This is a genomic window from Methylobacterium sp. J-048 (assembly GCF_022829515.1).
Lineage (GTDB): Bacteria > Pseudomonadota > Alphaproteobacteria > Rhizobiales > Beijerinckiaceae > Methylobacterium.
Map to the genome: position 1 here is coordinate 45,470 of NZ_JAKSYL010000124.1, position 12,011 is coordinate 57,480.

Annotated in this window: 12 protein-coding genes; 5 read left to right on the plus strand and 7 right to left on the minus strand. The window is 63.7% G+C overall.

Annotated features, from left to right (window positions below; genetic code table 11):
- Nucleotides 1-6: 6 nt before the first annotated feature.
- Entirely contained in the window at nt 7-222 is a 216-nt protein-coding gene (locus MKL09_RS10915) for a hypothetical protein (RefSeq protein ID WP_244020106.1), read from the minus strand.
- Nucleotides 223-351: 129 nt separating this feature from the next.
- A complete protein-coding gene (locus tag MKL09_RS10920) occupies nt 352-1,401 on the minus strand; it encodes a ketopantoate reductase family protein (RefSeq protein ID WP_244020107.1) in 1,050 nt (349 codons plus the stop codon).
- A 554-nt stretch (nt 1,402-1,955) separates the two neighbouring features.
- Between MKL09_RS10920 and MKL09_RS10925 the strand changes: the two genes are divergently transcribed.
- Both MKL09_RS10925 and MKL09_RS10930 read left to right on the plus strand, forming a co-directional pair.
- The gene (locus tag MKL09_RS10925; protein ID WP_244020108.1) at nt 1,956-2,270 is read left to right on the plus strand and encodes a hypothetical protein; all 315 of its coding nucleotides are present in this window, start codon (nt 1,956-1,958) and stop codon (nt 2,268-2,270) included.
- Nucleotides 2,267-2,662, plus strand: a complete 396-nt coding sequence (locus MKL09_RS10930; RefSeq protein WP_244020109.1) for a hypothetical protein — start codon at nt 2,267-2,269, stop codon at nt 2,660-2,662. The genes MKL09_RS10925 and MKL09_RS10930 overlap by 4 nt, the downstream gene beginning before the upstream one ends.
- A gap of 217 nt (nt 2,663-2,879) precedes the next feature.
- Here the strand turns inward: MKL09_RS10930 and MKL09_RS10935 are convergent, their stop codons facing one another.
- On the minus strand, nt 2,880-4,532 hold the full coding sequence (locus MKL09_RS10935; protein WP_244020111.1) for a transposase: 1,653 nt from the start codon (nt 4,530-4,532) through the stop codon (nt 2,880-2,882).
- Between the two features lie 441 nt (nt 4,533-4,973).
- Here MKL09_RS10935 and MKL09_RS10940 point away from each other — a divergent pair, with 441 nt between their 5' ends.
- Nucleotides 4,974-6,611, plus strand: a complete 1,638-nt coding sequence (locus MKL09_RS10940; protein ID WP_244020113.1) for a porin — start codon at nt 4,974-4,976, stop codon at nt 6,609-6,611.
- A gap of 327 nt (nt 6,612-6,938) precedes the next feature.
- Here MKL09_RS10940 and MKL09_RS10945 read toward each other — a convergent pair whose 3' ends face one another.
- Nucleotides 6,939-7,352: a winged helix-turn-helix transcriptional regulator gene (locus tag MKL09_RS10945; RefSeq protein WP_244020114.1), complete on the minus strand. Its 414-nt coding sequence runs from the start codon at nt 7,350-7,352 to the stop codon at nt 6,939-6,941.
- 102 nt (nt 7,353-7,454) lie between these two features.
- Here MKL09_RS10945 and MKL09_RS10950 point away from each other — a divergent pair, with 102 nt between their 5' ends.
- On the plus strand, nt 7,455-8,225 hold the full coding sequence (locus MKL09_RS10950) for an SDR family oxidoreductase (RefSeq protein WP_244020115.1): 771 nt from the start codon (nt 7,455-7,457) through the stop codon (nt 8,223-8,225).
- 137 nt (nt 8,226-8,362) lie between these two features.
- Here the strand turns inward: MKL09_RS10950 and MKL09_RS10955 are convergent, their stop codons facing one another.
- The 3 genes from MKL09_RS10955 to MKL09_RS32325 all read right to left on the minus strand — a co-directional run bounded on the left by MKL09_RS10955 (nt 8,363) and on the right by MKL09_RS32325 (nt 10,104).
- Nucleotides 8,363-8,530: a hypothetical protein gene (locus tag MKL09_RS10955; protein WP_244020116.1), complete on the minus strand. Its 168-nt coding sequence runs from the start codon at nt 8,528-8,530 to the stop codon at nt 8,363-8,365.
- Nucleotides 8,531-8,750: 220 nt separating this feature from the next.
- Complete coding sequence (locus MKL09_RS10960; protein ID WP_244020117.1) at nt 8,751-9,569, minus strand: IS5 family transposase; 819 nt, start codon at nt 9,567-9,569, stop codon at nt 8,751-8,753.
- Between the two features lie 247 nt (nt 9,570-9,816).
- A complete protein-coding gene (locus MKL09_RS32325; protein WP_409566919.1) occupies nt 9,817-10,104 on the minus strand; it encodes an IS3 family transposase in 288 nt (95 codons plus the stop codon).
- Between the two features lie 437 nt (nt 10,105-10,541).
- On the opposite strand from MKL09_RS32325, the gene MKL09_RS10970 reads away from it, so the two are divergent.
- The gene (locus tag MKL09_RS10970) at nt 10,542-11,978 is read left to right on the plus strand and encodes a carotenoid oxygenase family protein (RefSeq protein WP_244020118.1); all 1,437 of its coding nucleotides are present in this window, start codon (nt 10,542-10,544) and stop codon (nt 11,976-11,978) included.
- The last annotated feature ends 33 nt before the right edge of the window (nt 11,979-12,011 follow it).

Genomic DNA, 12,011 nt, shown 5'->3' on the forward strand with positions numbered 1-12,011 from the left:
CTGCCGTCAGCGTGAACCGGCACCGGCGCTGGGCCGGCCCAGCCGTTCGGCTTCCGCCCGCCAGGAATCGCGCTCGGCCTGGACCGCCTCGATCCGGGCGTGCAAATGGCCGGCATCGATCGCCGTTTCCATCAGCATGTCCTGGGCGGCCGCCAGTTGCGCGCGCAGCTCCGCATTCTCGGTGGCCAGGGCCAGGAGGAGAGCGGCCACGTCATCGCCCATCCATGTGCCCTGGCTCCCGCATCCGAGCGGGCGCATCTACCCGTGCCGGGGGCCGGCCACAACCGTATCCGGCAAACTATTCCCGGGTGGACGGCGCGGGACACGATCGGCACTCCGCGCGGCGACCGATCAGCCCTCGATGACCCGCTCGTCGAGCTTGCGGTCGACGATCGCCACCGTGCGGTCGATCTCGGCATCAGGCGAACCGAGTTGGTGGGAGATCAGCTTCACCAGCAGGTCGACGCGCTCGATGAACGGCGTGCCGTTCGCCACCGCCCGCGCCGCCGAGGACGGCTTGAGCAGGCTCTCGGCGGCTTTGGCGTATTTCTCGAAGGGCACCTGATCCTGCGGATCGGCGCCCAGGCGCCGGGCGATGCCATCCACATGCTCGTAGATGGCGCGGGACTTGGCGAGATCGCCATGCACGGCGTCGCGGATCGATTGCGGCTCCTGCGGTGTGATGCAGCGGTAATTGCCGGTGAGCAGCATCGACCATTTCGCCAGCGGGACGAACAGCGAGTCGAACACCTTGAGCTTCACCGGCACGTCGTGCCCATCGAGGCGCACGGCGTCGATATCCGCCTCCAGCTCGCGCAGCAGGCGGTTATGCGCCTCGTCCGCGAAGGTCGCCGCCTTGAAGTTGGTCGGCAGGCCGACGTGGAGCACGTTGGCGCCCTCGTCCGGCGGACGGAAGGCCTGCGGGTCGGGGGAGCAGAGGGAGACGAGACCCGGCTCGAACCGATCCCAGACGCCGGCATTGGTGTAGGCGTCCTCGAGGTCCATCGCGGCCAAAGCCGGGATCCGCTTGAGATACGAGAGCGGCGGCATGTTCATGATCGACAGGCACGGCAGCTTGGCCGCCGCGATCTTGATCATCAGCACCCGGATCGTGTGGTTGTTGTACTGCGGCTCCTGCATGGCGAGGCCGACCAGATCGTAGCGCGACGGGTCGATATCCTCCGGCGGGGCGGCATCCAGGGTGCCGGGCAGGTCGCGCGACAGGATCGAGCGGTGGTTCGGCTCGTCCCGCAGCTTGATGCGGACTTCGGTCCCCTCCTGGTTGATCAGGTCGGCGGTCTTCCGGCGGCAGACCAGGGTCACGTTGTGCCCGGCCATCAGGAGCTTCGTCGCCAGCAGGGAGCCGTACGAGGCTCCCAGGATCAGGACGTTGCGCGGCATGCTTCCACTCCCAAGGTACGTCTTCGTCTTATCCTGCGGCGTACCCGTATGGCGTACGGGTTCGGGCTTTCCACAGGCCGGCTCAGGCCGCGTCGCCGGCAGGGTAGCGAAGCTTGTCCTGGGATGCCACTCGGTTGGTATACCAAAAAATTTGCCTGCACCGGTGAGCGGGATTTTCGACGAACGATCGCCGAGGCTCGCGGCTGCGCCATTGGATGGCGTGGGCTCGCATCATCCCCGACAGGCGGCCTTCCGGCGAGTGCCGTTATCAGCGGCCAGATCGAAACCGACGCGGACAGGCCCGACCATCCGTCGCGCCTGCAGTGCCTTGCGTCATCGTTGAAAAATCAGACCCGCATCATCGACCGCTTAGCGGTATGATGGTGCCCAGGGACGGAATCGCCCGTAACCGCCCTAACCTATTGATTTCATTGAGCCCGTATCACCGTCGACCGCCGGTTTGTGACCCGGTCCTGTGACCCTGTCGAATCACGGTGCTGCCGTCAATCGATGGCAGAGACGCGCAGCGCTTCGCGGGGGGGAGTATATTCGCCATGGCGACGGAAAGCCGTAGCATCTCGATTGGTGGCGATATGGGTCGGTGGTCCGATTATGCGCTCGACACGTTCTTTGCGCCGCACCTGTCCGAACTGACGGCATTCTCGGCACCCGACGTGCCGGTCATGGACGACTACATCCTGTCGTTCATCCTCAACCGCTCAATCAATGCACCGGACGATACGCGCGTGAAGGCGAGCATGATTCTGATCGCAAGCTTCATCCGACATGTCGGGCCTGCGATCATCGAATATCGGGAGGCATGCCTTGCGACGCTGGTTACGTCTCGGGGCTTCCGAGCCGAACCATGACCAGCACCCATGCAATTGCCGTCGCACGATTCGAGAATTGCCTAATTCAGCTTAGCGCTGCGCAATCCCGCCTTTCGGCACTCAGCGACCTATTCCCACAGCACCCGCCGATGTTCACGCCGCAGGATGATTCGGATCACGCCCGGCTCGCAAAACTGGCAAACCGTATCCGGCATTTTCACGAGGACATCACCACGGCTGCATCAAAGCGGGAACCGGGGCCATTCCCCCTCGCCCCGATCTGGCTCACCAACACGAGCATCAAATGTCGTAAGAACACGGTGTTCCACGAACTGACGTATCAGGAGCTTGCCGCCCTGCTGATCGACGCCATCAACACCGCCAAGACCATGGCGGAAAGCCCGCTTCCCACGTCTCAGGCCCCCGCCTGATCGGCCACTGCACCCCCTTGGAGCTTCTACGCCGCCACTGCTTCCGGACAACAGCTAAGGCAGGACGTTGAGGCCATCTACGTCGAAAGCGCAGAGCTGGAATCACCAATGCCTTGACGGCTTCGCCACACTTCGGCACACATGAGCCACGCGTGTTTTGCCGCTTCGTAGCAAAAACTTCTATATTCCATAATCGAACATGTACTGAGCGGATCACTCAGCGCATCTTCGATAAAGATTGACGTCCGTCTTGCATCAGCAAAGATCGGCATGTTGCGACGTCTTGATCGAAACTTGTGCCGCAGGCTTCGCAGATTTGTGGCATGGCATCAGCACGGCTTCGACGAGAGGTCGATCCACATTCGGGGCAGCCGACCGGGGACTGAGCTTCCGTCTTGGCAAACGGGATGCCGCGTTTGGCCGCTTGTAATTTAAGGCAGCGGACAAATTCCGAAGGTGCCGCCACCACCCGATAATAATTGACGCGCTTTGGGAAGAAGCCGCCATCATCACTGGGCGGGCTGCGACGAGCGATCTCACCGAACTTGACGTCGTTGATGATGATGGTCGAGGCCCCTTCGAGGATCTCGATGGCGGCATTCTGATACTGATGAATCCGACGCGCCACCACCTTCCTCTGGTGATTGCTAAGCCAGGTCGCAAGCTTCGTATATCCCATTCGCCACGCAGTGATCTCTGCGCCAAGCACGTCCCGGGATTGCGCCGTAAAAAATGACCCCCTGCTGAATTCTTTCAACGCAGCGAATCGGCCTTCCTGTCGTTGCTGAAGTGCGATCAGCAAATCCTGGTAGGGCTGATCAAACAGGGTTGCGTCGGTTGCTTGCAGTAGTTCGAGTCCGACCCGCGCGCTTGTTCGAACGCGCTCCCTGAGTTCATCGGCGAAGGCGAACGAATCGATGAGATCCCGCTGGAGAACGATGAAACGAGGCAGGCCGTCCGCCGACGCTACGGTCGCAACGCGAAGTCCCTCTGGCACGCGCCGCCAGCCGATATCCACGGCGATCGCCTTGGCACCAACTGGAACCGGTGCGGCCGGCTCTGCGGTGCGCGTACAGATAAAGCTCGTTGCCCATTTCCACCGCTCGCCGACGCGACGCCGCGTGATGATCACCTCCTTCACCCGGCAATCGTCGGGGATCGGCCTATGCATCACCATCGGCCACGTGACGATGCGGCGCTCGCCGGATTGTACGAACACGGTCGCCGTGAGGCGCGTCCGTTGGAGCCGCCGTCGTTCGCCTCGGCTTTCTGCCGACCACGCCCGTCCCGATGGCGGGCGGATCATCACCTGACTCAGGCTGCCATCGAACAGGTGCTCGACATCGGCGCCCCCTTGCAGTGTGTTGGTGATGCGACTGTTCCCGCCGGGTGCACGGCGGCGCATGGTGTGTCCGCCACGAACTGCTGCACTGCGAGCGTTCTCGAAGGCTCGAACGAGCGGGTTGTAGTTCCCCCACCATAGGCCGCTGTTCTGTCTGGCAACTTTCACCGCCTCTCGGCGAGCCAGCTCTAAATCGCGAAGCTCGGAGGCCATCCTTTTCGAGACTTCTTTCTGCGTTACCGCAAGCTGCTTCTTGGCCGCTGATACGGCAACAACCGACGCTCGCTCTTCCTGAAGTTTTTCATAGTTAGCTTTCGCTGTTTTAAGCCTCTCGTCCTTTAAGATAAGGTCGTAATATTTTTGAGTAAACTCTTCATGAATATCGACTAAACTATTCCATAGTTTGGTCGATCGATCAATTTCATCATCGCAATCTGAATCCCAGTCCAATGGATCCAATAGGCCGTATTGTCTGATAACAACTTGTTTTTTCTCAATAATTGAATGATTTTCATATTCCTCAGTCATAGTCGCCTATCCGCGAATTTCATTTTCTGCCTGTCGGGATCCGAGCTCGGTTCTGAGCGCGATGAGGGTGACGCGTTCGGCAGACACCAAGGAGGACCTGCACGTCGGTGCCGCCTATCATCATCCGGCCGCCACCACTGCTCGCAGCTGCAGCATATCTGGTCGCTACGATAGCATGCGTGCTCGTTGAACAAGCTGTTGCCGGCTAAAGCCTTCCTGGAATGTTGCGAGCTAGCAACATCACACAGGAACCACGGCCGGAGAGGCGAATCGTCGTTGCCCGCAGAAACGTGATGCCACATGGTGAACCTGCACGGGGGCATCGCCAAGCGAGAGCCCGCAGGAGCCTGCCGTCAGATGCAGGCCGAAAGCACTATGCGACGTGATCCGGATCAACCGGACGAAGTCGTACCAATGGGTCTCGAAGCTTTGGAGATGTCTATGAAGCTCTTGAAGAGCTCTCTGCTCGGTTCCGCCGCCGCGTTCGCCGCGATCGGAGCCGCACACGCAGCCGACCTGCCAGTCAAGAAGGCAGTGCCGATCGAGTACGTTCGCGTCTGCTCCGCCTACGGCGCAGGATTCTTTTACATCCCCGGCACTGACACCTGCCTGCGCATCTCGGGCCGCGCCCGGTTCGAAGGTGGTTACCAGACCAGCTATACGCGCCAAGCCGGCGCTGCCGGCGACACGTCCGGCTATCAGGGCCGGATGCGTATCAACCTCGATGCCCGCACCCAGACCGCCTACGGCACCCTGCGCGCCTTCGTGCGCCTCGATGCCGGCGCCCGCACCGGCTATTCCGGCGTCGGCACCTCCGGCACCCAGCAGCGTATCGGCCAGGCCTACCCGGGCATCGGCACCGACAGCTTCGGCCGCGATCAGCAGTTCTCGAACGTCGACAAAGCGTTCATCCAGTTCGCGGGTCTGACCGCCGGTCGCGCTTCGTCGTTCTTTGACTTCTACGCTCACGACTTCGAGATCGCCGGCGCCACTGCGGGTTCGGACAACGCCTCCACCAACCTGCTCGCCTACACGGCGACTGTGGGCAATGGCCTGTCCGCCACGATCTCGATCGAAGACCCGGTCTTCCGTCGCACGCCGATCTTCTCGCCGTTCAATATCGCCGCCACCGTCAGCACCGGCAGCGTGCAGAACTTCGGCGTGACCAACCAGCCGACCCCGATCTTCGTCGGTCCCGGCCGTTACGCCAACATCGACAGCATTGAGCGCTCGCGTCTGCCCGACTTCGTCGGCGCCCTGCGCCTCGACCAGGCTTGGGGTTCGGCCCAGCTCTCCGCCGCCACCCATGAGCTGAACGTCGGTAACGTTTCGACGGCTGCCAGCACCGGCACGGGTCCGATTGTCGCCCCGGCACACACCAGCAACGTCCAGGGCTGGGCTGTTCAGGGCGGCCTGAAGGTCAACACGCCGTTCATCGCGCCGGGCGATGCCTTCTACCTGCAGGGCGCCTATGGCGAAGGCGCGCAGCTCTACACCGGATACTCCTCGTACACCGGTTCCTATACGCAGAGCACGACCACCATCCAGGGTCAGAAGTTCGCCCAGTACTTCTCGGATGCAACGGTCAACCCGTTCACTGGTCAGCTGCAGACCTCGACCAGCTTCACCGCAGTCGCGTCGTACCTGCACTACTGGTCGCCGGAATGGCGCTCGGCCTTCTTCGGCTCCTACGGCGAGCAGAGCTTCTCGCAGGGCGCCCGTCTGGCACAGGGCGCGATCTACAATCTCGTGAGCGGAATTGCCGGCAGCAACCCCTTCGGCTCCAACGCCGTCGGCACACCGGGTACCCGATTCTATCAGCTTAGCCAGGCGCTGCGCGACACCTACCAGTTCGTGGCCGGTGCGAGCTTGATTTGGTCGCCGGTGAAGGATCTCGATATCGGCGTCGAGGGCTTCTATACACAGATCGGCCTGAAGAACGGCCGGGCGATCGACCTCGACAAGAGCCCGACTGCCTATGCCAACGTCGCCGGAATCAACGCCGGCACCTTCGCGGTCCGCACCGCGACGCAGGACTCGGTGTCGCAGGTCCGCTTCCGCGTCCAGCGCGACTTCTGATCCGCTTTACGCAATGAGCGCCGGGGTCTCGGACCCCGGTGTTTTCAGCCTCTCGTGCTTCGCGAAACTTGCATGCCCGGCTTCTGAGCCGGGCTTTTTTGCGTCGTAATCATATCGCTCGGAGACCGTCCCAACTGCCGTACCGCATCGAGTCGGGAGGGTTTTGTAAGCGCCGCGAATCCTGATTACCAGGTTCGACCGCGGGCCATCGTCCGGTTTTGCTCCTTCACAGACCTTCGGAAGGTTCGCTTGCAGGCGCCCTAACTAGACCCGGGGAGCTGCGGTCAGCCTCTTAGTAAGACCGAGTTACGCCTGGACGGGTCGTCGTCACACTCGCGACGCGAAAGCCTCGCGTGCCCGCTTGATCTCGGCATGGTGCGTCTCCGCCCAGATCCACACACCGCAGAATGCGGCACCCAGGCTCTCACCGAGCGGCGTGAGCGCGTAGTCCACGTGGGGCGGGATCACCGGGTGCACCGTCCGACGCACCAAGCCGTCCTGTTCCATCTGGCGAACTGTCTGGGTCAGCATCTTCTGGCTAATGCGGCCGACCGCCTTGCCGAGTTGGGTGAAACGCAGCGTGCCACGCTCGTGAAGGGCTTCGAGGATCAGCATGGTCCACTTGTCGGCCACCTTGCCGATAATGTCTTGGACCAACGCCTCGATGGCCGGGTCGGTCTCGGTCGGGACCTGTTCCTTCCGACGCGCTTCGATCCGTGGATCGGCCTCTGCCCTACGCATCCGACACTCTCCGTTTGGTGCGTATAAATCTTTTCGGTGCCTACTTCGGTTCGGAGAGCATGAGCCATAACTTCATGGGCGACAACAACGCAGGTCGCTCACATGAAGACGTCAGGGAACACCATCCTCATCACCGGCGGCGGCTCCGGCATCGGCCAAGCCCTCGCCCAACGCTTCCACGACCTCGGCAACGCCGTCATCGTCGCCGGCAGGCGGACGGAGGCGCTGCAGCAGACGATTGCCGGACGTCCGAACATGCATGCCATCGTGTTCGATGCCGACAGCGCCGAGGGCGTGGCCGACTTCGCACGACGCGTGACGGCCGAGCACCCGGCCCTCAACGTGGTCATCAACAACGCCGGAATCATGCGTTCCGAGGCGCTGGACCAGCCTCGCGACCTCTCGGACGCGGAGGCGACGGTCATCACCAACCTGCTCGGCCCCATCCGGCTGACCGACGGCCTGATCAACCATCTCGGCCGGCAGCCCGATGCTGCCTTGGTGAACGTCACCTCCGGTCTAGCCTTCGTGCCTCTCGTGTCGGCCCCGACCTACTCGGCGACCAAGGCCGCCCTGCACAGCTACACGGTCGCGCTGCGCGAGGTGCTTAAGGGCAAGGTCGAGGTCATCGAGCTGGTGCCGCCGGCAGTGCAGACCGACCTCACCCCGGGACAGGCGACACGCCAGGGATACCTGCCACTGGCCGACTTCATCGACGAGGTGATGTCGCTTTTCCAAGAGCAGCCTACCCCGCGTGAGATCCTGGTGCAGCGGGTCCGCTTCCAGCGTCGAGCCGAGGTGGAACGCCGCTTCGACGAAGCCGTGACGACCCTCAACGAGATGGCTCGCAAGGCCCACGAGGCGCAGCAGTAAGAACGAAGGGCGCGGTCGACGATCCATGCTCTGCCGTTGGTCACGGCGAAGCGAGGTCTTCTTTCGGCCGCGCCAGCGAGGACTGTTTCCCACCCGTTGCGGCCATCACCTTCCGACGCGCTCCTGAATCGGAGTCGTCAGATTCGCAGCAACTCGCCCAGGAACGGGTACTCGGGCACGCAGTGCCGGATGATCTTTTCCCGAATCACCGGATTGGTTTCCTCGTGCATGTCGAGCGACAGGGAGGGCTTATCCGCCGCCAGGGTATCCAGCGGATCAATTTTCTCGAACCGCGTCTTCGTCAATTTTTGACAGCCCCCACGGCAGTCCGAACTTTACGGGCGGTCTCGTGGCTCACCCCGGCCGCCTCGGCGATCTGCCGCAACGAGAACGTCTCAGATCCCGGCTGGCGCAACACCGCCTCCACCGCGGCCCGCTTCTCGGCACTCGTGCGACGGACCGGATGCCCCTCGGAAGCCTGTCGCTTGGCCTTCAGAATGCGGTTCTCACGCGTAAGACCCCGTTTCATAAGGCTCTGGCGAGCCGCCTGACGAGGATCATGGCCGCGGCGAGCACGAGGAAGGCGAGAGCGGAGGACGGGGTCGCTTCGTGGTCGCGCGCGAGCCTGCGGCAGCGGCTGATCCAACTGAATGTCCGCTCGATCACCCATCGCCTGGGCTGAACGGCAAAGCCCTTCTGCCCGGCTTCCGCCGCGACGATCTCGACCACGATGGTCGTGGCCGTGCCGACGCGCTCACCTCTGTAGGCGCGGTCAGCGAAGCAGTGGGCCAAGAAGGGGAATAGCCCGCGCGAGGCTCGCAACAGAGCGATGCCGCCGTGGCTGTCGTGAAGGTCGGCGGTGGAGATCCCAGCCACGAGCAGGCGGCCGTCTGTGTCGGTCAGCGCGTGGCGTTTGCGCCCGACGGCCCGCCGGGCTGGATCATAGCCGCGCTCGCCTGCCATCCCCACGCCACCCGAGCGCGCGGCTTGCGCATCCACGACACAGCCGGTCGGGCTGGCCTCGCGTCCGACCCGCTCCCGATCGGCCATCGTGAGGGCGTGAGCGAGGCGCTCGAACACGCCTGCCTGCGACAGGCGCAAGAACCAGCGATGCACCGTGCTCCAAGGCGGGAAGTCCAGCGGCAGGTGCCGCCACGCGCAGCCAGTGCGCAGCACGTATAGGATGCCGTCGAGGATCGCGCGCACGGGCCAGCGCCAGGGGCGGCCGGTGTTGGACGGTGCAGGGAGCAGCGGCGCGAGCACCGTCCACTCGGCATCGCTCAGGCAGGTTGCATAGGGCAAGCTCTCGCGCGCGAGCTCCGCGCGGGCGGCGGGCGTCCACATCAAGGTTCCTGGGTGAGCGTCAGACACTCTCCCAACGCCCGCCATGCTCGCCGCTCACCCAACCGATAAACTGTTTAGCCCGTTATGAAACGGGGTCTGAGCACGAATGAACTCAAGCGGCGAGCGCATGCCGAGCCCACGGTGGGGATGGTTTTCGTTGTAGTCGGTGATCCGAGCGCCAAGCCGATCCAGAACGGTATTGGCGTCGGGGCGGGGTTGCACGCGGGCATAGTCACGCTTGGGCATTTTAACGAACGCCAAGCTCACCCCATTGCTTCCAGCAGCCGATCTCCAGCCCATCCGAGGACCAGCGCTGGTTTGAGGCCGTGGCGATCACACGGCCCTTGTGGGCGTGCACGGGTCGCCCACTCGTGTGGCGCTGGAGGAGCAGGCTGTCTCGCTTCATCAGGCCGAACACCCGCTTGTGGTTCAGGGCAGGCTCGCCGGTGGCACGCCGCCTCCGGTTCAGGATCGCCGTCACTCGCCGATAGCCGTAGGTCGGCCGTACGTCTGTTATGGCGCGGATGGCGATCAGGACGTATCACCACACGGCGGGACCAAACATCTAGGCTCTGCTCATGACCCGTTGCGGACCTTTGGAAGGTCCGCTTGCAGGAGGTCTGATCTACCCCGAATGACCGAAAGTGGCCGTAAGCGGCCTGTCCGCATCGGAGAAAGTTGATCGGAAAAGCGGACAGGCTCGAACCGACCCAATCACGCCGAAAAAGCTTGCCGATGGCAAACCCGCAGGTGGCCATTCGACCGGCGGCTGGAGGCGTCCGGGCGCTTGGCTGGCCGCGCCATCGACGTAGCGATCCACTCCCGTCGCACGGCCGCACGGAGTTGGATACATCACCGACAAGATCGCCCAGTCGTCCCAAATGAACAGAGCTATCATTCTTGCCCGAATATGGGGACGCCTCGATCGCGAGGGCCCTCGCTCTCCCTCCGATCGCCCCGAGCCAGCACCAGATGCCGAACTTGATTGAGTCCAGCCTGCGTGCCACCGCCGAGGGCCTGGTCGCGTTGGTGGCGGCCTGCAATCGGCTGTGCCTTCCGTGGACGCAGCACCCCTTCGCGGTCGGCGTCCATGCGCCAATGCGCGAGGAGCTGACCCTGCGGGATCTGCGCGTGACCGGGACGATCCCGGCGGGGCTCGACGGCCGCTACCTCAAGATGGGCGCCAACCCCGCCGGCCCGACGACGCGCGGCCACGACTGGTTCCTGGGCGACGGCATGGTGCACGGTCTCTGCATCGAGGACGGAAAGGCCTTGTGGTACCGCAACCGCTGGATCGGCTCGCGTGCGGCATCCGCAGCGCTCGGCCGGCCCGCTGCCCCGGGGCCGCGACGCGGCGACGACACCGTCAACACCAACGTCGTCGAGATCGGTAACCGCGCCTTCGCCGTAGTCGAAGCCGGCAGCTTTCCCGTCTTGTTGTCCGAGGACTTGGAGACGCAGCGATACGATCCGTTCGACGGCACCCTCGCCGGCTCATTCACTGGACACCCGCATCGCGACCCGGCGACCGGTGAGACACATGCCATCGCCTATGACGGCCGTATCTGGGACAGCGTTCGACACGTCGTCATCTCGCCCGCCGGTCGCGTTGTGCGTGACGTAGCGATTTCGGTCGCGCACGGCCCCTGCATCCACGATTGCGCCATCACGACGCGCTTCGTCGTCGTGCTGGACCTGCCCGTCACCTTCTCAATGCGGGCGGTGCTTGCAGGATACCGCTTCCCGTTCCGCTGGAACCCGGCCCACGGCGCCCGTGTCGGCCTGCTCCCGCGGCATGGTACTGCCGCCGACATCGTGTGGTGCGCGGTCGAGCCGTGCTTCGCCTTCCACGTCGCCAACGCCTACGACGACGCTGACGGGCGCGTGGTCCTCGACGTCGTGGCCTACGAGAGGGTGTTCGCCTCGGCCGGCGGCGGCCTCGACGCACCGGGCTGGCTGGAACGCTGGACCGTCGACCCGGCGACGGGGCAAGTCGACCGTCGGGTGATCGATTACGCGGCACAGGAGTTCCCCCGGATCGACGAGCGCCGTTTCGGACAACTTCACCGGTACGTCTACACGGGCTCCGTCCCCGCCGACGGCAACACGCAGCTTGTGGACGCGACGCAAATCTACAAGCACGACCTTGCAACGGGGGAGCGGCACGTGCACGAATTCGGCCCTGACAGTGTCCCGGGAGAGTTCGTCTTCGTACCGGCCTGGCCGGAGGCTGGCGAAGACGAGGGCTGGCTCGTCGGGCTTGTCGTCAACACCGTGAGCGACACGACTGATTTCATCATCCTTGACGCGCGCGCGTTCGAAGCGGCGCCCATCGCCGCCGTCCACCTCGGGCACCGGATCCCGCCGGGCTTTCACGGGAACTGGTTTCCAAAGCATACGGCCGGGTGACTGTCGCCGGATGCTTCGGCACCCAATACGCGT

What these genes read in the sequence shown, in the direction of transcription:
- MKL09_RS10915 (WP_244020106.1), bottom strand. Translation starts at nt 222, where the DNA reads ATGGGCGATGACGTGGCCGCTCTCCTCCTGGCCCTGGCCACCGAGAAT.
- MKL09_RS10920 (WP_244020107.1), bottom strand. Translation starts at nt 1,401, where the DNA reads ATGCCGCGCAACGTCCTGATCCTGGGAGCCTCGTACGGCTCCCTGCTG.
- MKL09_RS10925 (WP_244020108.1), top strand. Translation starts at nt 1,956, where the DNA reads ATGGCGACGGAAAGCCGTAGCATCTCGATTGGTGGCGATATGGGTCGG.
- MKL09_RS10930 (WP_244020109.1), top strand. Translation starts at nt 2,267, where the DNA reads ATGACCAGCACCCATGCAATTGCCGTCGCACGATTCGAGAATTGCCTA.
- MKL09_RS10935 (WP_244020111.1), bottom strand. Translation starts at nt 4,532, where the DNA reads ATGACTGAGGAATATGAAAATCATTCAATTATTGAGAAAAAACAAGTT.
- MKL09_RS10940 (WP_244020113.1), top strand. Translation starts at nt 4,974, where the DNA reads ATGAAGCTCTTGAAGAGCTCTCTGCTCGGTTCCGCCGCCGCGTTCGCC.
- MKL09_RS10945 (WP_244020114.1), bottom strand. Translation starts at nt 7,352, where the DNA reads ATGCGTAGGGCAGAGGCCGATCCACGGATCGAAGCGCGTCGGAAGGAA.
- MKL09_RS10950 (WP_244020115.1), top strand. Translation starts at nt 7,455, where the DNA reads ATGAAGACGTCAGGGAACACCATCCTCATCACCGGCGGCGGCTCCGGC.
- MKL09_RS10960 (WP_244020117.1), bottom strand. Translation starts at nt 9,569, where the DNA reads ATGTGGACGCCCGCCGCCCGCGCGGAGCTCGCGCGCGAGAGCTTGCCC.
- MKL09_RS10970 (WP_244020118.1), top strand. Translation starts at nt 10,542, where the DNA reads ATGCCGAACTTGATTGAGTCCAGCCTGCGTGCCACCGCCGAGGGCCTG.